Below are 19411 nucleotides of genomic sequence, written 5' to 3' on the forward strand. Positions count from 1 at the left end.
ACTGCTTGTTCAACAAGCCATCACATTAGAACTGGAACTTTAGAGCGAGTTCTCGTTTTTTATTAGACCTATGAAATTATTCAGTGCTGGTCGCGACAAATCTGGAGAGAGACGCGTTTTGCTCAACATGTAACTTTCGCGGAAAACAGCGAACCATTCTCTCAATATCATCGAATGACGTAATGACCCGAATTGCTCAAAGACAATACTCGCAACTTCTGCGGTAGCAAGATGATCTTCGTTCTCTGACTTTCGCATCATATAGTTAGACAAAGCATCAGGCTTAATCGAACACACAGGGAACTGATTGAGATATGGTGACTTTCTAAACATACGTCTAGCCTCACGCCAACTGCCATCCAAAAGGATAAACAAGAGTTTCTTAGTTCCCTCTACTTCGAACTGGTTTTGGTCGATTAAACGCTTTTTATCATCAACATAATCTTCTGGAAAGATTATGACGGGTTGATAGGTCTCATCTTTTAGCAGTGCAAGGAGTTCTGGTTGAGTTTCAGTTCGATGCCAAGGAAACGCATAACCTTCTTCGACCGTATCAAGTATCAGGCGGCCTGTATTACTTGGCTTCAGAATTTCCGCATCAGAAACCAACAGCAATACTGCAAAGTCATTGCTCGGTTTTGGCTGGTACTCACAAATACAATACTGTTGCGCAATTTGGCAGCTTTTACAACGTATGACTTTCGCTCCACGAGCATTAAATGGTTTAGTTGCCGCGGCTAGGCGCTCATCGTACATTTTATGGAAGGCGTGACGTCTCATTTTCATGGTATTCTAGCGAAAGGTGGCGGGATTCTACTCTGGTACACTTTGTAAGTAAAAGGAAACCCTATTCAATGGAACACAGTGACTCTATTCGATTGTCGATCTTTCTCTCTGTACTCATAATTTGTGCGGTGTGGGAATGGTGTGTACCTAGAAAACAACGTACAAGGACACGACGTTTGCGTTGGATTAACAATCTCAGCCTAGTTGGCCTTAACTCTCTAATTCTCGCCTTAGTCATGCCACTTCTTGCCATAGAAGCTGCACTCTTTGCTCAGAAACATAGTATTGGGCTTTTTAACCAGTTCGAAGTGAGCTCATGGTTAATTGCCCCACTTTGCGTAGTGCTGTTGGATGCAGCAATCTACTTTCAACATATAGTCTTTCATCGCGTTCCAATCCTTTGGCGATTGCATAGAATGCATCACGCTGATCGGGATATCGACGTCACCACAGGTTCTCGATTCCACCCTATTGAAATCATCCTCTCCATGTGGATAAAAATAGTGATCGTGATTGCCTTAGGCGTACCTCCAATCGCAGTGCTTATTTTTGAAATTGTACTCAATGCCAGTGCGATGTTTAACCATAGCAACGGCAAGTTGCCTTTGAAGTTTGATGCCTTGCTGAGAAAAGTTATCGTGACACCGGATTTTCACCGTGTTCATCACTCGGAAATCGTCAAAGAAACTCATTCCAACTTTGGCTTCTTTCTATCCATCTGGGACATCTGGTTTGGAACTTATCGTGCTCAACCTAAGTTGGGGCATGATGGCGTGGTAATCGGTATTCCAGCCTTTGTCGAGCCAAAAGAACAAAGGTTGGACAAACTGCTTACCCAACCTTTTAGGAACGATGAGAACGACGCTAGCCATTCTCAGTAGAACTAAGCTTGGTTCAATTGATATTTATGTAACATCGATTGCTGGTGGCCCGCAATTTCCGCTACTTGCTCAGCACTTTCTACCATGGACTCCAACTGCATGCTCGAATGTTCACCTTGCTCAGTAACCTGAACGATTGAGCGGCCCACGTCTGCCGTGGCACGCTCTTGTTGTTCAGTAGCCACAGAAACTTGCTCTACCCTGTTACGTATCTGATTCACTGAATGGGCGATGTCAGTAAAAGACGTTTTTACTCGCTCGCTGGATTCCAAAGCAAAAGACATTTCTTTGCGTGACTCGACAACCGATTGACGTGAGTCTTGGGCTGCTTGGATGAGCTCCGACATCATTTGTCGAATGTTTGTGGTTTGTGCAGAAGTATCACTGGCGAGTTTACGAACTTCGTCCGCCACAACAGCAAAGCCTCTGCCCTTCTCGCCAGCCCTTGCAGCTTCAATAGCCGCATTTAATGCTAATAGATTAGTGTTATCTGCAATCCCACTGATCATATCCACCATCTCTTGTATCTGCTTCACTTTGCCATCTAGCTCAGTCATTGACGCTTCATTGTTGCCTAACGTCGTATCCAACATATGAAGTCGTTCTTGGTTGTCAGATACCGCTTCCAAACCAAGGTTGGCATAACTATCCGCTTGTTGAGAATCGTTAAACGACGCAGTCGTCACTTGAGCTATCTCCTTAATCGATGCTTCCAGTTCTGTAACCGTTGTCACCATGCTATCTAGGGAGGCGTTTTGTGAACGCAAACTCAGACGAGTTTCCTCTGCCGCACCGTGACTTATCTCCGCCGTTTGATAGAGTGTTTCGCAGTTTCTCGTTACCACCTCAATCGAATCATGAGTCGAGTCGATAACTTGGTTCAACTTTCTGGCGATATCTTGCATTTCAGCAGGCCCCGCTAGCATCACTTTGCCCGTTAGTTCGTATTCTGTGAGCCCTTTCAATTGAGAGATGATGTTCTTTAAAGGTCGATTTATCCATCGACGCAGAGAGAAGAAGATTACGACAATTGTTGCAATTAGAAATGTTGTAGCAGCAATTAACCATTGTGAGGTTGTATCAAGGGTATGATTCACTACGGATTGACTATCTTTTATTAGTGTCGAGGCAGTATCAGAGATTTGCTGTAGGAGTTGTACCGTGTCATCGGCTATCACAACAGCACGTTCCAACTCCACTTTTTGCTTTTCAACCACTTCTAGCCTGTCGAGTATTTGACTTAGTACACCACTTTGTTTAAATCCGTCCTGAACCATTTCATATGGTGCAATAAGACTGGCAAACTCTTTGACTTCAGGGTGCCAATCAGAGAAGTCTGCAAATGCTAGGTTGATTCCAGCGATTCGATTACGCATTTCACGATATTCACTTTTCGCTTTACTCAGTTCTTCTTGCATCATCATGACTAAGAACGTGCTCTCCATTGAGCTAGCACTCGCAATAAATCGACTCGCCGCATCTGAAGACAATGGATTGTCTTGAGACAGAATTAGGCTAATACGATTCATTTCAGGGCCAATAGAACTTAACCCATAACGGAATCCCGTCACTTGCTTATCTATACGACCTTTCATTGCAATGAGTTGAGACTGAAACGCCAATACGGACTCAGTAACGGATTGCAATTCAGCTATTTTTTCCCTGAGTTGAGCTCTTTGATCTTGAGTCACGGCACTATCTATCTTTTTTGCAATCTCGAACAGACTATTGACCCGGGTTTCACTAAGGCTAGTCAGCAGCGCGATACGTTCCTGGATAGCATTTAACTCTGCCTCAGAAGATAACTGGCTTCCATAGTTCAGTAACTTTACTTGTTCCAACGTATCTTGTGTTAAGGCTGCATTATTCATTGCCAGAGGAAGTACGCGATCCGATAAATTATCGAATTGATGTTTTACTTGTGTTAATCCACTTGAACTTAGCCAACTTAGAGCAATAAAGAAGATACAGATTAAAACGAATATTGCGCTGAGTGAGTGAATTATTGAGGTTGGACGTTTTCGTTGTGTTGACGATGTCATAGCGATTCCGTTGCATCAATCGTAAAATTGCGACCAAATTTTGCGGATAAATAGTACAAACCGTTAATTTGGTATAAAATTATTCGGAAATGGTAGAGGCCGTTAATGACATATTTATTACACATAAATGTAAGCAGTGTGACAGATGAAAATTGTTAAATTATTGATTCCATACGGTATAGTGGCATTATTGACGGCTTGTTCAAGCCAACCAAGCCAAGCACCACACACACAAGTTAATTATAGAAGTGCTGAAAATGCACCATTTTTAGCTGAATACAAGAAATGGCAAGGCGTTCCTTATCGACTTGGTGGCACCAATTATTCTGGAGTCGATTGCTCGGCATTTGTACAGGCTGTCTATCAAGATGCTTATGCTGTTAGCTTACCCAGAACCACTGCGCAGCAAGTTAAAATAGGTCACAAAGTAGCTTACAATAATGCTCAAAGCGGAGATTTAGTGTTTTTTAAAACGGGAAGAAAAACTAGACACGTAGGTATTTATTTAGGTGGGAATACATTTATGCATGCCTCAACATCTAAAGGTGTGGTCCTTTCTCGACTCGACAATCCTTATTGGGCATCAACATTTTGGCATTTTAGAAATATTCAGTAATAGAATGCCTCCCTCTCAAAGAAATAAAATATCCTGAGAGGGAACGATCCTTTTTTAATTTCTTTAATCATATATTGCGACAGCAGTATCAAATAGATTTTTGACTAGCGCTATATACTCTTCAAGAAATGCAACCTGCTCATTGGTGGCCGGCTTGTTCCAAACTCCAGCCAATACTTCTTCTAAGTCTTGAATCACTAAATCTACTTCTTTTAGCAACTTAAATCGCACACTTGAATGAAGTTCTGGGTTTTGTTCAAACAACACCATAATGTTGGACGCGACCATGTCCGTGGACACATCTTCTATTGTTTCTTCGCCCGTATCTCCAGAAGTTGAAGTGAATACATCAAGATTCATGGCGAGATGTTCGATTAATGCCTGATAGCCGTCAGTATCTACAACCACGACTGAACTCCTAGCAATTGTTTAAATGACAAGAACTTAAACATAGCAAACCTAGTTCACGTTTGTAAGAACTAGTACGAAAAATCGCGCTGCACGTCAATGATTCTGTGCGCTGGCAGTATGTTATGTAGTCAATATTGTTCTACACTAGCCATAGATTGGCAGACGGGAGTAACTTATGTGGCAAGCGATTTCAGATCAGCTATCCGATGCACTCATGTTCAACTTTTCTATCAAAGAACGTGTCAAAATGAGCGGTGGCGATATTAACCAATGCTATATGATTAGCGATGGTGATCAGCGTTACTTCGTGAAAACCAATCACAAAGACTTCCTTGCTAAATTTGAGATTGAGGCGGATAACCTCAAAGCGCTCCGTGACACTAATACGGTTCATGTACCCGAGGTGGTGTTAATTAGCAAAACTAAAGAATGCGCGTTCATCATTCTTAATTACATCCCTGTCAAACCTTTAGACGTGAGTACTGCCAGTCATCAGTTTGGAATTGAGTTAGCAAAACTGCACAAATGGGGTGAACAAGCAGAATTTGGCTTTGATCATGACAACTATATTGGTGCTACGTTACAACCCAATCAGTGGCATAAAAAATGGTCCCGCTTTTTCTCTGAACAACGTATAGGCTGGCAACTACAGCTACTTAAAGAGAAACAAATCAGCTTTACCGATATCGACCAGTTTGTCTCCCTTATCAACGAGCAGCTCTCTGGCCATAACCCTAAACCTTCTTTGCTGCATGGCGACCTTTGGAACGGCAATGTGGCTAACTCAGCCTTTGGGCCTATTTGTTATGATCCCGCCAGTTATTGGGGAGATCGAGAGTGCGATCTTGCTATGACAGAACTCTTTGGTGGTTTCAGGCAGGAATTTTATGACGGTTATGAAAGCGTACTGCCCATTGAGCCTATGTTCGAGTATAGAAAGCACATCTATAATCTCTATCATGTGCTCAATCACTGCAACCTTTTTGGGGGCAGCTACCTCGACCAAGCTGAAGAGCTAATCTCAACGATTCAAGCCTCTTAGAGGTTTACTCGACCTTCACCTCTTTATCTAATATCTCAAGCAACGAGGCGAAGCCAACATCATACGGGTCGGACACACCACTCGAATTAAGCCAGTTGGTGACTAAGCCAACGGATTTAGCGGGTGCTATGTCCTTGTCCCTTTGATCGCCGGTCATCGTCAACTTGTTTGCCGGGATACCTAACTTGCCTGCGATGAGCCGATAGAATTCTGGGTGATTTTTAGAAACACCAAGATTGTTAAAACAGAAGTAGCCTGTGATGTATTGAGCTAAACCACCACGTTCAAATGCCTGTTTTATATCGATTTCATTAGAATCTTGTGCATTGGTCGCAACATAAATAGGATACTGCTTAGAAAGCGCTGACAACAACTCTACGGCACCAGAAACTACTTCAACATTTGACCAATCACACATTTTTCCAGTTTGTGTAGGGTCATCGACCATTAGAGTGTCACCCCAGTCAAACAAGTACACTCGGTCTCGACTCAACCAACGCTTGTAGAGCTCTTGCCACTCTTCACGCAAGACACCGTACTTTATCGAATCAAAGTACTCACCTAGGTAATAGCGAACTTTGCGCAGCCTTGCCTCTTGCGTCATTCCAAGCTTCTCGGCACATCGCATCATTCCAGGGTTTCCAGACCAAGTAGTAAAGCCTACTCGCTCGATCTCCAATGTTGCAAAAAGATGCTCCACCCATGGAATCAGCGCTTTCAACCCGATGCCCCTACCCCAAAGTGATGAGTCGTAAATGGCCACACCAGCTTCAAGCCAACGCGTGTTTTCATCTTCCCAATAGTAGCTAACACTGCCTATTGCTCGCCCCAAATAATCTATAACCAAGCCTGTGTTACCATCTAGGAACTTTTGGAACTGTTGCTGCTTAAATTCGGATAGTGTTGGCCGAACATAACCGAAGTAAGGGCCGTTGTATTTCGTCCACTCTTCGTCAGCCGTCATAAGTTGATAAAGCGGTTCTAGATCTTCGGCTGACGTCTTGCGTAAGGTAATATCCTGAAACCTTAGTTTGGTATTATTCATCGAAATCCTTATCTAATCATTAAGATACTTCCAACTATCTGCACCATCAAAATAGCGAATGTGTATGGTACTTATCTTTTCTGGGGTCACCATTTTGAAATTGATAGCAACTTTCTGGGTTGGCGATTTATCCGTTGAAGTGTAATGCGTCACGCATCCGCATTCTGGACAGTGGTGAAAGTCGATAAAACCATCACCCCATTGATACGCCGTTGTAGGTTGACGTAAAACTGAAACTGTCACCGAATCAGGCTCATAATAGCCCCATAATGTCCCATAACGACGACATACAGAGCAGTTGCAACTTGTTAAATTCGCCGGCCAGTTTGCAAAACTGAGAGTTATATTTCCGCAATGACATTGCGCGTTATGGTGAGACATTATTTCTTCCCTATTTAAACTAACGATATCTAGCTAGGTTACAAAACCAAGCTAAGGGCGATGGATAACATAATAGCACCAACAAAGAGCTCCAATACTTTCCATGATATTGGTTTATGAAAGATAGGCGTTAGCAGTCGAGCACCATACCCCAAGGAGAAAAAGAACACGAAGGAAGCCATCACGGCACCGAGCCCGAAAGAGAACTGATTCGGAGCATATTGGGTAGAAATAGAGCCTAGCAAAACAACGGTATCTAGATAGACATGTGGGTTTAGCCAAGTTAGCGCTAAACAAATCAGAATGGTTTTTAGCAAACTTGCACTTGAATCCCCTTCAGGGTCGAGTTGATGTTTGCTGTTGAAAGCAGAACGCAAGCTTTGGATCCCGTATACAGTAAGAAAAGCAGCCCCCGCATAACGAGCTACTATTTCGATTTGCGGAAACCGCTCAATAATGACACCGAAGCCGCCGACACCCGCAGAAATGAGAATGGCATCAGAAACTGCACATACAGAACACACGGCAAATACATAGTGTTTCTTTAGCCCTTGTTTTAGAACAAACGCATTTTGAGCACCAATTGCAAGTATCAACGACAGACCCAAGGAAAAGCCTGTCAAAAAAGTCGTTACATCCAAGTAAACCTCACAATCCTTTATCGAGGAGAGGTTATCTTGTAACGCGTAATTAATTGAATTTCAAGCTATGTTTCGTTCTCGTGTCTTACTGTTACAAACACATCATCACTGTCTAATGTGACCTCAAACAAGATTGGTCGACAACATACATAACAGTCTTCAATATACTCTTGCTCATCAACGGAACAGTCGATTGATGTTTCAAAAGCCTCTCCACAATACGGGCAGTTTACTCGCCACTCTTTTAATGCTTCCATCGATTACACCCATGGTAGGTTTTATCACAGTGTAGAATCGCCAAAAGAGATACTCAAATATGGCAGTCAAAGATATTTGTCGCTAAGGTGTTCAATACTAACGCAGTGCTGCTACTCATATCATGGCGTTGATAAAACTAACGACGCCTTTTTGTATGCCACGCCTTTTTTGTAAAAGATGTGCCCTTCAATAACCATTCCAAATCTTTTATAGAAATCCAGCGCAGACTCCCTCGCATCGCACCAAAACACCTCAATATTTTGTCTTTCAAGCATGTTCAAGACAAACTCGATGACCTGTGAGCCAATACCCTGACCTTGGTAATCTGGAAGCGTTGCAAATTTACGTAACCTACCTTGATTACCATCGATAAATATCGAAGCAACACAGACCAACTTATCATCCACAAATGCACCGATATGTATCGCTCGGTTATCTCCTTCTACCAGCGAGCTCTCTATTGGTAAATCGGGCCACAGAACTTGCTGACGAATAGGTAGGACCTGTTCGAGTTCAACTAAAGATATTTTCACCACGTTATTATTACCTACTTTTTAATTTAACCAAGCGAGAGTTGCGGAAATTAGCAGAGGGAAAACGCCTGCAACAAATAAAGAAAAACCAAAAGAGTAGTTTTGTCGATAGTGCTTATGTTTTTCAGCTTCAAGATTATGCTCTTTAACCATTGCTCTCATCTTTTGTGATACAACATCGACGTCATAGGTTCGGCTTATTCTTCCGCCATCCCAAGACAAACCAGCCACGCCCCATAACACGATAGCGACGTAAAATGAGAAATCAGAAAGTTCGGATGTTTTCAACATGGGGAAAATGAAGCCAGCTATGCAGACCACAATCCCTGAACTTATATTCGCTATGAAAACGAAGCGAAATAGAGAGCCCATATTCAAAAGGCTTCTTTCAATCCGATCATGCTCATCTTGTCAGCGATTTCGTCATAAACACGCTATTAGGGTCAAGCGAGTAGCTAGCAAATGGTTCACACTCTACAAAGCCATCTCTTTGATATAGGTTTCTTGCTGGTTCGAAAAATGCTTCGGTTCCTGTCTCTAAACTCAGTCGCGTCAAGCCGTTTTCTGAGGCCTTACTGGTTAGATGAGCAAGCAGTTTTCTTGCTACTCCCTTGCCACGAGCACTCTCTGTCGTGCGCATCGATTTTATTTCACCATGTCCCGACTCAATGGTTTTTAAGGCTATACATCCTGCCAAATCATCTTCAAACCATGCAGTCCAGAACGTAATCTCTGGCTGACGAAGAGCATCAATATCAAGAGCATGAACACTTTCTGGAGGAGAAGTCGCGTACATGTCATCCAAATGAGCTTGTAAAAGGGCTTTTATTTCTGGACCTGTCAAATCATCCTTAATTATTTTCACTTTCTTTCCTTAACTAGATTTACAATATTGGCTTTCCACGTAGGGACTTCTTCTGCCCTTGCTTCTTCTTATTATCCACGCGTCTTATTTGCGATGAACGAGTTGGCTTTGTTGCACGACGTTTCTTTTGCACGACCATCACTGACCGAATCAAATCAGCTAGCCTCGCAAGTGCGTCTTCCCGGTTTTTCTCTTGAGTACGATGTGATTGCGCTTTAATCACAATGACACCTTCCTTAGAGATTCTAGAGTCGTTGCTTGCAAGCAAACGTTCTTTATATATAGCGGGTAGTGTCGAGCGTCTAATATCAAAACGTAGATGGATAGCAGAGGAAACCTTGTTAACATTCTGACCACCGCTCCCCATCGAACGAATTGCATTTAGCTCGATTTCCCAATCTGCCAACGTTACCGTATTAGAAACCTGTAACATGCTGAATTTAAACTGAGTAATCGAATACGATAATGTCGTCTAAAATCGGTCTGAACACCGATTTTAGAGCATCATGTTCGGGGTGAGGCAGATAGTTCTGTCGACCATTTTCATCCTTGAATGTCATCATTACGCTGTGCGTATAGGATTTATTTTTACCTTCTGGGCTATCGTTCACACCCCACTCTACCGCTTCCACTCCTGCTATTTTTTTGGGCATAGCCTCAAACAAAGCCATAAGTTCGTTAATGCTTTGCTCTGTTGCTTTTTCGTTGAATCGAATCAACAAGATATGTCTAATCATTACTAAAGTTCTACTTAGCGAATCAATCACTCGATACTACAGAAATTCAACCACAGTGACTAGACAAGGACATTTTAGTAGTGCCCCATTCCGCCATGAAAGCCGCTAAAAATGCCACCAAATATCATACCAAAGAGGCTAAATATCAACCCAAGGATGATCATAGCTGGTATTGATGCGATGGCGAACTTGACCATAAATATCACCATAGATAGAAATGGCATTTTGATGTCTACGACTGTCACTTCGCTATTCTTTGTATTTTCTTCCGTCATAATCGTACCTCTGAGCTTTTATATTCAACTTATTTAATAACTAATATTACAGATAATAAAAAGGCTCTAATTTATGAAATTAGAGCCCTATCAATGAATAATTGTGTTGATACTAAGCGTTAGACTCAGACTTCAATTTATCCACCATATGTAAATGCACGTCTTGTTGAGGGAAAGGTATAGAAATGCCCTCTTTATCAAAGCGTAATTTAACCTCTTTAGTCACATCCCAATACACATCCCAGTAATCATCTGTTTTTACCCATGGTCGAACGATGAAGTCTACTGATGAGGTATTCAGTGTATGAACTCGAATGTTAGGCTCTGGTGATTTAAGAACCGCAGGGTGAGCCTCGATAATCTCATGTAAAACAGATTCAGCTTTGAGCAAGTCATCTCCATAACCAATACCAAACACCATATCTACTCGACGAGTACGCTCGTGAGTAACGTTTTTGATAACGTCTCCCCAGATCTTACTGTTAGGAACAATGATAATTTGGTTATCAAAGGTGCGAATCGTGGTATTGACCAAACTCATATGACTTACCTTACCATCTACACCACCAGCAAAAACAAAATCACCAACATCAAATGGGCGGTAGATAAGAAGCATCATACCCGCTGCGAAGTTAGATAATGTATCTTGTAGCGCAAAACCAATAATCACACCTGCGATACCGAAACCCGTCAAGATAGGCGCTAAATTCAGCCCTATCTGTGACAGCCCAACCATGATACCGATAATCCAAACAATATTTCCCGACATAGACACAAAGAAGTTCTGCATCAAGTGAGAGAGCTTCAAGTTCTTGTTATGAACTGCTTTTGTCACAATCTTGCGTACCAGTTTTACAACGGCGCGTGTAACAAAAAGAATAAGAATGAAAATAAACACTTGGAATAGTTGCTGTGGTGCGTTATCGCCTAGCCAATCAACGGCGGCACTCCACCAATAACTCAACAGCGAAATCAACACTTTTGAATCTAAAATGTCTTGAGTGATATTCCCAGTTACAGAGAATACTTGTCTTTTATATTCAGACGTTTCTAAACCAACGTCATCACCTAGAACGATCAAATTACGAAGACTTTCTGTTTCAATGCCAATACGCTGCTTAAGCACTAACTGACTAGTTTGAAGTGCAGCTTTGTCTCCTTCTGGCGCCGATGCCAACTGAGAATTGATCGCCTCCACCTGTTGGTTGAAATATTCAATCGACGCTGACGTTAACCTCAGGTTTTTCGCGACTAGTACTTCAAACTGCGCTTCACCACTCTCATCCTGAACTCCAAGTTTGTTCAGCCACATCAGGTTTTGCCATGCCGCATTAAAGGTGGCGTTCAAATAGTCTTGAACTTCACTATAAGTATTTAAAATGGACAATTTATTCTCAGCTTTAGCGCTATTGAACTGCTCTCCAACCGTTTTTAACTTATCTTCTAGATAAGTTTTCGCGCCTTCTGTATATTTTTGCTGGAACCGTACCTGTTCAATGAGCATATCTTTTGGTAAATCATTAGATTCAACCGCGCTACCGATGACATCTCTTAGCTCATTGTTTTTATTGAAGAGGCGGAATTGAATAGCGTCTTTTTGATCTCCACTAGAAGCTTTGAGTGATTCCGAAAGATCTCTTATCTCCGCGTTAATTTTGTCTAAAGCTACTTGAGCCTTTGGAGGCGGTACCCTAGTAGGAGTATCATCTTGAGCTAAGGCAATGCCACTCATCATCGACATTACGAATACAACAAATACTGCAATAGCATTAGTCTTTAAAAATTGAGGGAAACAAACACTCATTCACAACTCCCTGAAGGTGTTAAGTTTAGATTAATTGCTTTAATGATAGGTCATAAAACCATTTGTACACGCATCTCTAGATAGAGATTGATGACATGATCACCCTTACCATAGTCTTCGGTGTCATCTGTATGAAAACTATCGACTATGCTTAGGTAGATTCTGACAACACGCCTATGTGATTCGAGGTCAATGCGCTTTATCCTTCTCATATTATAAAATGCCATGATTTTACCTGACGGCCATTGTTATCACCTAGTGTTCTACCCTATTATGCGTGCCACAGATTAGTTCGATTCAATTCATCACATTTAGATGAGGATGTAACATGAAGTTTCGCCGATTATTATTCCTAGCTATTATTCTCATCGCCAGTGGATGTTCGTCATTGAGTGAACAGCAAAAATTAGCCGAGCGGAATGAACTCGACACTATGGCGCAAACCACCATATCGGAGTTACTAAAAAAAGAACCACACTTGCAAGCTCAAATGAATGAAGCATTAGCGTACGGTGTTGCAAACATGAAAGTGACCAAAGTCCCTGTTGTGGGTGTCGGCGGCGGCGAAGGTGTTATGGTAATAAAAGGTGCTGAGCCACATATCTACTTTACGGTTAAACGACTTGATTTCGGTGCTGGCTGGGGTGCACGTTCATACAAAGTATTGATTCTTCTAAACACACAAGAGTTGGTCGATGATTGGAAAGACGGTGAATGGAAATTTGAAATTGGAGCGGAAGCCTCTGCAGGCAGCGCCGCAGCACAAGGTTCTTCTGGTGATATGAACCCCGAGTTCACTCTGCATGTGTTGTCTGACGGCGGAGCGTCAGCAACTGTCACAGCCAGAGTTATTCGCGCTAAAGTTAACCAGTCACTTACTGACTAGACAAGCCTATCGAATGCCACGAGTAATCTCATCATAGTTGCGTAGCAGATAATCAATATCGTTGAGGTAGCTGCGCCTATGACCTTCCTCTATGCATTGCTGCATACCTTGATCCCCCTCATTGGCCTTGTCTTCCATAAAGCTGGCGAGATACCTTAAACGAGACACCATCGTTTCAACCAATTTAAACCGGCTTACTGTATCTATTTCATACGCATCCAGATATGCTTTTGCCCGACGTACTTGTTGAACGATATCACCGAGTTTATCTACCGAGTTGGTTTTGAAAGGTGCCCAGCAATAGACAGAATACGATAAATCCCACAACCTTGAGCCTGGATGAACGGTATCAAAATCAAATACCCCGACGACATTATTCGCCTCTAATGCCACGTTGTAGGGTGCAAAGTCCCCATGACACATAACTTCAGATTCGGTGTCTGAGCTCAGCATCCAATCTAAACGTGCGACATCATACTGCTCAATAAATCCAACACTCGCGTCATGAAGCCGCCTTTGCAGTCTCGCCGCTGTTTCCAGTGCCTGTAGACTGGCTATTTCCTCAAGTAACGGATAGTTAAATGTTTTGCCTTTTACCAATGAAAGTGTCTCATTATCGTTATCCAGAGCGAGTACTTTAGGAACGTAATGGATGCCTTGCTGCTCTAAAAACTTAAGGAAAATATGTACAGAACGAGACCATGGACTTGCAGGCCTGATAACCGTGTCGGTCTTTACTACAATGGGGCTCATTGGTTTCACTCATTAAGGTTAAAATTAAATATCGACGTTTGCAGAGGCATTGAATGAATACATTTTGACTTCTTTTCGCACTTCCCACCCCATAGAACGATAAAACTCTTGTGCTGCCTCGTTGTCAGCTTTAACAAATAAGTGCGTTTTCTCGATACCAATTTGAGCAAAAGAGTCCGTTACTTTCTCCACCAATGTTTTACCTATTCGTTTTCCACGATGCTGGGATGCAACCGCCAAATGCTGCAGGTAGCCACGCCTCCCATCTGTTCCTGCTAACACAGCACCCACTACTTCTCCATGTAGGATGGCCACAAAACTCATATTCGGATTTTTATCTAGATAAGCAATGATGTTATCGCGGTTATCCGCCTCTCGAATCACCATATGATCAGTTTGCCGCCACAAAGTCATCACGTTATCGTAGTCGGCGATTTGCATCTCGCGGAAAGTTACGCTCACTTGAGTTACTCCTTTTTACTCAGGTCATTCTTTTTGTCTAGAGCCTGCTTTCAGGTACAAGGATATTTAGACTCCATTTCTGCTACTGCTTTTACAAGCAGTAACTCTAAAGCTTTCAGGTCGATTTTTGATAGGTTATTTATGTAAAGACATGACTTTGCCGTTCTGAACTGGCCAAGTTTCTCCAGTTCGGATTGGAGATTGTCAAAGCCTTGCATGATATAAAGGGTCAAGTTCTGTTTCCGTGGCGAAAAGCCCGTCATCATCCAAGAATACGTTCCACGAGTGTTAGTGTAACGGTATTCGCCAAAGCCGATAATGCTTTCTCCCCACATAACAGGTTGTCGCCCAGTCACTTTGGTAAACATTGTGAGCAAAGTCTCAGCATCTCTCCTTCTTTGCTCATTCTTAACTGATTCAATAAAAGCACTGGGGTCTTCTGTTGTGGGACGAGTTTTTAGCGTGGTCATCGTTATTCCTTATCAGATGGTCCCGCGTGTTCTCACATTGCGCGAACTACATGAATTTATGCTTGTGGTCATAAAAATTCATAATGTGTTTCAATGCCCAATCTCGATAGCGATCCGCTTCAATGAGCACATCGTGCCTTGCGTGAGGTATGGTCAATAGTCGAGAGCTCGTACACTTTTCATTAAACGAATCTTGTGCCGATAGGGAAACGACATTGTCACCTTCTGGTTGAATAATTAAGATTGGCGTTTTGATGTTTTTCGCTTGGGAAATACATGTTTTACCCGCAGCCATCGCTTCCGTAATCCACTTGGGGCTCACTCCACCAAGTCTTAGTTTGGGGTGATTATTCAATAGATCACTGTATGCTTTAAAACGCGTTGGACTACTTGTATGATCATTTCCTTCAAACGTTTTGGTTACAAACGCAGTTTGCTTGGGTGCAAAGTGCGGCGTTTTCTGCAGCTGACTGATCATCTTAATCGTTGCGGTTTGTATGCCACCTACCACCTTAGGTAGCTTGATTCCAAACATTGGACTCGTCAACGCACACGCTTTAATCGTGTCAGGGTATTTTGCAATAAATTGCGTCGCAATCGCTCCGCCCATTGAGTGCGCCAACATCATCACTTCATCGCTGTCTTTGTTGCGAACCACATTCTCGACAAACTGCGCTAAATCATCCACATAATGGACAAACTGATCAATATGACCCAACTCGCTATTTTCAACCAATCGTTCTGACTCACCTTGCCCTCGATGATCAAAAGAGTAAACACTAAAATGCTGGCTGAGTTCATACATTAACTCTTTATATTTCCAACACGACTCATTGCGGCCTTGTACTAAAACCAACGCTCGATTCAGGTTTTGTGGGTTGACATTCACCCAAGCAATATCGCAATCCATCGCGCCTTTAAAATGACCGCGAGTTCGATTCTCCCAAACCTCATCGATTTTTTGGTGATAAGCATCATCATTGGCAAATTCTGATGTCACGATTTTATGCCGTTTATATGGTGTATAGGGAATATCGAGTTTTCTGCCAACACTTTCCACAAATAAGCGTCCTAAACGCACACCATGCATATAATCCGCATCAAGTTGTTTTTTAGTACTGCCAATAACTGAAGACTTAAGATTTATTGCCGGCGAGATTTCGTAAATGTTAACGTCATCAGGTGGTGATGCGAGAAAACGCTGTGTTTTACGATAGCTTTCCTCATGCTTGATAAGAATTGCTGATAGTTCACTCATCGTTTTAGTTGGCGCTCGTTTTAAAATCGCTTCCAACAGCGGATGATGGTCGTCAAAATCGATAGGCATAGTACGAACGACCACAATATGTTTGTAGCCTCGACGATAAGCCTCCTCTACCGGGATTGGAGCTGAAACACCACCATCCAGCCACCGTGCATCATCAAACACAACGGGGTTTTTATGCAATGCTGGAATAGCACATGACGCCCTTAGCACATTTTTCCAGTTATCAACCGTGACATCAAAGCACTCTGAGGTCAGCTTTTGAGCATGTGTGGCGACCGCTATAACCTGTTTAGTCTTCAACAGGTCCGAGCCTTTATCCCAATTCAGTGGAATATTGACTTCCGCACTATCGACCAAAAAGTCTAAATCCAACCCCTCGCCGCTTAAGAGGTATTTAGTGAGCTTGAAAAACTCGGGATGGCGAGTTGCTTCAGCTATGACTTTATAGGCATGACCTTGGTGTCCACAGATATAGGAAGCGAGATTCAACGAACCAGCGGACGTACCAATAAGCAAATCAAATGGATTGAAGTCGGCACGTAAAAAAGCGTCAAGAACACCTGCGGTAAAGATTCCTCGTTGCCCTCCACCTTCGGTCACCAAGGCTATTTTATCTACATGTTGTTGGCGCAACATAAAGTTGTCGTGATGTTTGCTGCTTATGATGTATCGCTTGCCCATGATGATTCCAAAATCTATTAAACGCTAAAATCACTCAGTTCAGAATGTGTTGCCTAAAAAAAGTGTGAACTAAGGATAATATGGGGACAGTACCAAAATAAATTCAAGAAAACTTATAGGGCGTTAATCAATCTAAAACCTTTTGCCAATAGCCCACATCCAACCACTGCTCAAACTTAAATCCGATTTGCTTAAAATGACCGACCTGCTGCATTCCCATCTTGTCATGAAACTTTACGCTGGCGTCATTTGGTAAGGTGATAACGCTCATAATATTCTTAACACCACGTGTCTGTAAGTCGTTAAACAGTGCATCGTATAATCTGGAACCTACACCTTTTATTGGTGTTTCATGGTCAACATACACAGAGGACTCAACTGTAAATCGGTAAGCACTGCGTGCATTCCATCTTTTTGCATAACAATAGCCAACCACTTGTCCTTGATGCTCATACACCAACCAAGGTAGGGCGGAATCAACAACAACGCGAATACGCTCAGCCATGTCTGCATCGGTTACAGGGTGTTCCTCAAACGTACATGTCGAATGAGCAATATAATGATTGTAGATCCTAGCAATAGCTATACTGTCTGTCTCTTGAACATTTCTTATCACTTTACTCTCCTCTCTTCGTGACATTTCGCTGATAAATAATATCGTCGAACGTTTTTCCTCCGATAACATACGCCTCTTTCTCTATCGCTTTAATGTGGAATCCACATTTCTCTAGCACTCGTTCGGAGCCATGATTACCTTGCGTTACGACAGCATTAAACTTTGAGACGTCGAGTTGCGATATTCCCCAATCTAGAACGCATTTTAGCGACTCTGTAGCAATACCCATCCCTTGAAATTCGGTGAGCATGAGGTAACCGACTTCTGCAACGCGATTTGATACCTTGAACCCTGTAACACCGACTTTAGCTTGATTACTTTTTAACACAATTGTCATGCATAACCACTGATCGCTACCTGGCTGCCAAACCGGTAGTCGCTCTTCGAATCGTTGTTTAATTTCGTCCATCGAAGGGGCATCAAAACACAAACGGATAATCTCTGGATCTTGGTGTAATAGCCGGAAAAGCTCGAAGTCACTACGACCAATTTGTCTCAGCTGCAATCGAGGTGTCTCTAAAGTAAGCATGGTTAATTACCTCGGAAACACTTTTTCAAAACGCTCAAGCACCAAGTCATCATACTCACTAAATGTGATGTTCAGTTCGTTCGCGTACCATTCAAAGAAACGTAGATGCGCTTGCTTCCACCATTGATAGGTCCTGTCTCCTTCGCCTTCCGCATAAGCAAACGTTTCAGATACCTGATTAAACGGACAAACCTCAACCGATGTCAATTTGATGATACATATAGGATTTTGGTCCCAGTCCAAAACAACAGACAACCGCCCAACTTGAGGCAATGGTTCTTGCTCAATCTCATACCCCGCTTTTAGGCTACATGAAGCGGTTTTAATACCTTCATTAATTAGCTTCGCGCATTGGTTGGCATTGTATTCATCGCCACAAAAATGCTCGGCAATCACATCTTTTATGCTTGCTCGCTCTGAGGTAGTTAACTGTTCTAAGTACTGGTTTAGAAATGTTTGCTGTTTAGGCGTCACTGCTTAACTCCTTTGCCATGACGATGACTTCAACACCCTTATTATTGAGTTGATGCAGTTTCTCCCACCCTAGTTTGGCGTAGAGCCCACCTGTCAGGTTCTCTGTTTGAAGGTAGAGTGTCTCGATACCGAGCTGTTTGGCTTCTGCTATCATTTGCTTCACTAACTGCGAGGCTACCCCTGACGCTCGACGCGATGGATGCACATAAACGCCACCCAACCAAAACTCGTAATTCTCGAAACTTGGAATTTCATTTAGTCTCAAGTGTGCGGTCGCAACCAATTCACCATCTTGCACACCGACGACACTAACAGGGATGCCGCCATTCGCGAGTAAATCATCAAGCTTGGTCGTATAGCTTTCAAGTGAATTGTTAGGATCTCTTTTCCCCCACTGATGATAATACCAATCAACAATGGTAGCCTTAAACTCAGGGTGTTCAGAGATAGTGTCGAACGTGACAGCAGATTTAGTCATATATCGCAGGATTCCATTTTTGCATTAAGATTTGCGGGTTACTAACCTCTTGATAACCAAACTGCCGATACAATCCATGAGCGTCGCTTGTCGCGAGCATGATACGTCTTAACCCTTGCAGCTCTGGGTGTTCGTCAATGGCTTTAATGAGTTGCTTACCCAACCCCTCTCCTTTTGCTTTTTCAACTACAAATACATCACTTAAATAAGCAAACGTCGCTCTATCAGTTATCATTCGAGCGAAGCCAACTTGCTCGTTAGAAGCGGTATACACACCAAAACAAAGAGAATGTTCGATGGATTTTTCGACCACGTCGAGAGGAATGCCTTTAGCCCAATAGCTGTTAGCTAACTCTCTATGGATGAGAGGAATATCTAATAAACGTTTGTCCGAGGAAATGAAATATGACATGTACAACCGTCCCTACTTGTACCAATAGGGTTAAAGGAATATACAATTACCGTTGAAAGATCAACT

General features: G+C 42.6%; 27 protein-coding genes and 1 pseudogene. 4 read left to right on the forward strand and 24 right to left on the reverse strand.

Annotation, left to right across the window (positions count from 1 at the left end):
• Positions 1–39: 39 nt before the first annotated feature.
• Complete coding sequence (locus OH456_RS16885) at positions 40–786, reverse strand: tRNA-uridine aminocarboxypropyltransferase (protein WP_172427886.1); 747 nt, start codon at positions 784–786, stop codon at positions 40–42.
• A 68-nt stretch (positions 787–854) separates the two neighbouring features.
• Between OH456_RS16885 and OH456_RS16890 the strand changes: the two genes are divergently transcribed.
• Positions 855–1667, forward strand: coding sequence for a sterol desaturase family protein (locus OH456_RS16890; RefSeq protein ID WP_062459740.1), 813 nt, complete (start codon positions 855–857; stop codon positions 1665–1667).
• 2 nt (positions 1668–1669) lie between these two features.
• Here the strand turns inward: OH456_RS16890 and OH456_RS16895 are convergent, their stop codons facing one another.
• Complete coding sequence (locus OH456_RS16895) at positions 1670–3709, reverse strand: methyl-accepting chemotaxis protein (RefSeq protein ID WP_270033931.1); 2040 nt, start codon at positions 3707–3709, stop codon at positions 1670–1672.
• Positions 3710–3854: 145 nt separating this feature from the next.
• On the opposite strand from OH456_RS16895, the gene OH456_RS16900 reads away from it, so the two are divergent.
• Entirely contained in the window at positions 3855–4325 is a 471-nt protein-coding gene (locus OH456_RS16900; protein WP_006074175.1) for an NlpC/P60 family protein, read from the forward strand.
• Between the two features lie 63 nt (positions 4326–4388).
• Here OH456_RS16900 and OH456_RS16905 read toward each other — a convergent pair whose 3' ends face one another.
• The gene (locus OH456_RS16905) at positions 4389–4733 is read right to left on the reverse strand and encodes a DUF3802 family protein (RefSeq protein ID WP_006074176.1); all 345 of its coding nucleotides are present in this window, start codon (positions 4731–4733) and stop codon (positions 4389–4391) included.
• 178 nt (positions 4734–4911) lie between these two features.
• Between OH456_RS16905 and OH456_RS16910 the strand changes: the two genes are divergently transcribed.
• Positions 4912–5778, forward strand: coding sequence for a fructosamine kinase family protein (locus OH456_RS16910; RefSeq protein ID WP_270033933.1), 867 nt, complete (start codon positions 4912–4914; stop codon positions 5776–5778).
• Positions 5779–5782: 4 nt separating this feature from the next.
• Here the strand turns inward: OH456_RS16910 and OH456_RS16915 are convergent, their stop codons facing one another.
• The 12 genes and pseudogenes from OH456_RS16915 to OH456_RS16970 form a co-directional block, all read right to left on the reverse strand.
• Positions 5783–6271, reverse strand: coding sequence for an HAD family hydrolase (locus OH456_RS16915; protein ID WP_373682907.1), 489 nt, complete (start codon positions 6269–6271; stop codon positions 5783–5785).
• Positions 6257–6823 (reverse strand): annotated as a pseudogene (locus tag OH456_RS16920) (GNAT family N-acetyltransferase); the annotation flags it as partial. The gene OH456_RS16915 and the pseudogene OH456_RS16920, both read right to left, overlap by 15 nt.
• Before the next feature lie 12 nt (positions 6824–6835).
• Positions 6836–7204, reverse strand: a complete 369-nt coding sequence (locus tag OH456_RS16925; protein WP_006074181.1) for a GFA family protein — start codon at positions 7202–7204, stop codon at positions 6836–6838.
• Between the two features lie 38 nt (positions 7205–7242).
• A complete protein-coding gene (locus tag OH456_RS16930) occupies positions 7243–7845 on the reverse strand; it encodes a LysE/ArgO family amino acid transporter (RefSeq protein WP_006074184.1) in 603 nt (200 codons plus the stop codon).
• A 65-nt stretch (positions 7846–7910) separates the two neighbouring features.
• Positions 7911–8102 carry a CPXCG motif-containing cysteine-rich protein gene (locus OH456_RS16935; RefSeq protein WP_006074186.1) on the reverse strand — a complete coding sequence of 64 codons (192 nt, stop codon included), beginning with the start codon at positions 8100–8102 and terminating at the stop codon, positions 7911–7913.
• A 120-nt stretch (positions 8103–8222) separates the two neighbouring features.
• The gene (locus tag OH456_RS16940) at positions 8223–8636 is read right to left on the reverse strand and encodes a GNAT family N-acetyltransferase (RefSeq protein WP_412104862.1); all 414 of its coding nucleotides are present in this window, start codon (positions 8634–8636) and stop codon (positions 8223–8225) included.
• 21 nt (positions 8637–8657) lie between these two features.
• Entirely contained in the window at positions 8658–8927 is a 270-nt protein-coding gene (locus tag OH456_RS16945; protein WP_268666476.1) for a hypothetical protein, read from the reverse strand.
• A gap of 112 nt (positions 8928–9039) precedes the next feature.
• The gene (locus tag OH456_RS16950; protein WP_006074192.1) at positions 9040–9501 is read right to left on the reverse strand and encodes a GNAT family N-acetyltransferase; all 462 of its coding nucleotides are present in this window, start codon (positions 9499–9501) and stop codon (positions 9040–9042) included.
• Between the two features lie 19 nt (positions 9502–9520).
• Entirely contained in the window at positions 9521–9934 is a 414-nt protein-coding gene (arfB, locus tag OH456_RS16955) for an alternative ribosome rescue aminoacyl-tRNA hydrolase ArfB (protein ID WP_270033934.1), read from the reverse strand.
• Between the two features lie 7 nt (positions 9935–9941).
• A complete protein-coding gene (locus OH456_RS16960; protein WP_006074197.1) occupies positions 9942–10238 on the reverse strand; it encodes a Dabb family protein in 297 nt (98 codons plus the stop codon).
• Positions 10239–10312: 74 nt separating this feature from the next.
• Complete coding sequence (locus OH456_RS16965; protein WP_063606343.1) at positions 10313–10513, reverse strand: hypothetical protein; 201 nt, start codon at positions 10511–10513, stop codon at positions 10313–10315.
• A gap of 112 nt (positions 10514–10625) precedes the next feature.
• Positions 10626–12317, reverse strand: coding sequence for a mechanosensitive ion channel family protein (locus tag OH456_RS16970; protein ID WP_006074200.1), 1692 nt, complete (start codon positions 12315–12317; stop codon positions 10626–10628).
• Positions 12318–12645: 328 nt separating this feature from the next.
• Between OH456_RS16970 and OH456_RS16975 the strand changes: the two genes are divergently transcribed.
• Complete coding sequence (locus OH456_RS16975) at positions 12646–13203, forward strand: hypothetical protein (protein ID WP_062459678.1); 558 nt, start codon at positions 12646–12648, stop codon at positions 13201–13203.
• Positions 13204–13209: 6 nt separating this feature from the next.
• Here OH456_RS16975 and OH456_RS16980 read toward each other — a convergent pair whose 3' ends face one another.
• The 9 genes from OH456_RS16980 to OH456_RS17020 form a co-directional block, all read right to left on the reverse strand.
• A complete protein-coding gene (locus OH456_RS16980) occupies positions 13210–13956 on the reverse strand; it encodes a phosphotransferase enzyme family protein (RefSeq protein ID WP_062459675.1) in 747 nt (248 codons plus the stop codon).
• Positions 13957–13980: 24 nt separating this feature from the next.
• Positions 13981–14397: a GNAT family N-acetyltransferase gene (locus OH456_RS16985; protein WP_038230407.1), complete on the reverse strand. Its 417-nt coding sequence runs from the start codon at positions 14395–14397 to the stop codon at positions 13981–13983.
• Positions 14398–14468: 71 nt separating this feature from the next.
• Positions 14469–14888 (reverse strand): DUF1801 domain-containing protein, encoded by a 420-nt coding sequence (locus OH456_RS16990; RefSeq protein WP_006074207.1) that lies wholly within the window; start codon positions 14886–14888, stop codon positions 14469–14471.
• 46 nt (positions 14889–14934) lie between these two features.
• Positions 14935–16836 (reverse strand): alpha/beta fold hydrolase, encoded by a 1902-nt coding sequence (locus tag OH456_RS16995; protein WP_006074209.1) that lies wholly within the window; start codon positions 16834–16836, stop codon positions 14935–14937.
• Positions 16837–16963: 127 nt separating this feature from the next.
• The gene (locus tag OH456_RS17000) at positions 16964–17452 is read right to left on the reverse strand and encodes a GNAT family N-acetyltransferase (protein WP_006074211.1); all 489 of its coding nucleotides are present in this window, start codon (positions 17450–17452) and stop codon (positions 16964–16966) included.
• 1 nt (position 17453) lies between these two features.
• Entirely contained in the window at positions 17454–17981 is a 528-nt protein-coding gene (locus tag OH456_RS17005; RefSeq protein ID WP_239913076.1) for a GNAT family N-acetyltransferase, read from the reverse strand.
• Between the two features lie 6 nt (positions 17982–17987).
• Positions 17988–18455 (reverse strand): ASCH domain-containing protein, encoded by a 468-nt coding sequence (locus tag OH456_RS17010; RefSeq protein ID WP_270033935.1) that lies wholly within the window; start codon positions 18453–18455, stop codon positions 17988–17990.
• Positions 18445–18933 carry a GNAT family N-acetyltransferase gene (locus OH456_RS17015; protein WP_270033936.1) on the reverse strand — a complete coding sequence of 163 codons (489 nt, stop codon included), beginning with the start codon at positions 18931–18933 and terminating at the stop codon, positions 18445–18447. Before OH456_RS17015 ends, OH456_RS17010 begins: the two co-directional genes overlap by 11 nt.
• Positions 18926–19345: a GNAT family N-acetyltransferase gene (locus OH456_RS17020; protein WP_006074218.1), complete on the reverse strand. Its 420-nt coding sequence runs from the start codon at positions 19343–19345 to the stop codon at positions 18926–18928. Before OH456_RS17020 ends, OH456_RS17015 begins: the two co-directional genes overlap by 8 nt.
• Positions 19346–19411: the final 66 nt, after the last annotated feature.

The organism is Vibrio sp. La 4.2.2 (assembly GCF_027586995.1).
Classification (GTDB): domain Bacteria; phylum Pseudomonadota; class Gammaproteobacteria; order Enterobacterales; family Vibrionaceae; genus Vibrio; species Vibrio mediterranei.

Excerpts from the sequence above, each read along its gene's own strand:
- OH456_RS16885 (WP_172427886.1), bottom strand. The coding sequence starts at position 786 with ATGAAAATGAGACGTCACGCCTTCCATAAAATGTACGATGAGCGCCTA.
- OH456_RS16890 (WP_062459740.1), top strand. The coding sequence starts at position 855 with ATGGAACACAGTGACTCTATTCGATTGTCGATCTTTCTCTCTGTACTC.
- OH456_RS16895 (WP_270033931.1), bottom strand. The coding sequence starts at position 3,709 with ATGACATCGTCAACACAACGAAAACGTCCAACCTCAATAATTCACTCA.
- OH456_RS16900 (WP_006074175.1), top strand. The coding sequence starts at position 3,855 with ATGAAAATTGTTAAATTATTGATTCCATACGGTATAGTGGCATTATTG.
- OH456_RS16910 (WP_270033933.1), top strand. The coding sequence starts at position 4,912 with ATGTGGCAAGCGATTTCAGATCAGCTATCCGATGCACTCATGTTCAAC.
- OH456_RS16925 (WP_006074181.1), bottom strand. The coding sequence starts at position 7,204 with ATGTCTCACCATAACGCGCAATGTCATTGCGGAAATATAACTCTCAGT.
- OH456_RS16935 (WP_006074186.1), bottom strand. The coding sequence starts at position 8,102 with ATGGAAGCATTAAAAGAGTGGCGAGTAAACTGCCCGTATTGTGGAGAG.
- OH456_RS16945 (WP_268666476.1), bottom strand. The coding sequence starts at position 8,927 with ATGTTGAAAACATCCGAACTTTCTGATTTCTCATTTTACGTCGCTATC.
- arfB (WP_270033934.1), bottom strand. The coding sequence starts at position 9,934 with ATGTTACAGGTTTCTAATACGGTAACGTTGGCAGATTGGGAAATCGAG.
- OH456_RS16960 (WP_006074197.1), bottom strand. The coding sequence starts at position 10,238 with ATGATTAGACATATCTTGTTGATTCGATTCAACGAAAAAGCAACAGAG.
- OH456_RS16965 (WP_063606343.1), bottom strand. The coding sequence starts at position 10,513 with ATGACGGAAGAAAATACAAAGAATAGCGAAGTGACAGTCGTAGACATC.
- OH456_RS16970 (WP_006074200.1), bottom strand. The coding sequence starts at position 12,317 with ATGAGTGTTTGTTTCCCTCAATTTTTAAAGACTAATGCTATTGCAGTA.
- OH456_RS16975 (WP_062459678.1), top strand. The coding sequence starts at position 12,646 with ATGAAGTTTCGCCGATTATTATTCCTAGCTATTATTCTCATCGCCAGT.
- OH456_RS16980 (WP_062459675.1), bottom strand. The coding sequence starts at position 13,956 with ATGAGCCCCATTGTAGTAAAGACCGACACGGTTATCAGGCCTGCAAGT.
- OH456_RS16985 (WP_038230407.1), bottom strand. The coding sequence starts at position 14,397 with ATGCAAATCGCCGACTACGATAACGTGATGACTTTGTGGCGGCAAACT.
- OH456_RS16990 (WP_006074207.1), bottom strand. The coding sequence starts at position 14,888 with ATGACCACGCTAAAAACTCGTCCCACAACAGAAGACCCCAGTGCTTTT.
- OH456_RS16995 (WP_006074209.1), bottom strand. The coding sequence starts at position 16,836 with ATGGGCAAGCGATACATCATAAGCAGCAAACATCACGACAACTTTATG.
- OH456_RS17005 (WP_239913076.1), bottom strand. The coding sequence starts at position 17,981 with ATGCTTACTTTAGAGACACCTCGATTGCAGCTGAGACAAATTGGTCGT.
- OH456_RS17015 (WP_270033936.1), bottom strand. The coding sequence starts at position 18,933 with ATGACTAAATCTGCTGTCACGTTCGACACTATCTCTGAACACCCTGAG.
- OH456_RS17020 (WP_006074218.1), bottom strand. The coding sequence starts at position 19,345 with ATGTCATATTTCATTTCCTCGGACAAACGTTTATTAGATATTCCTCTC.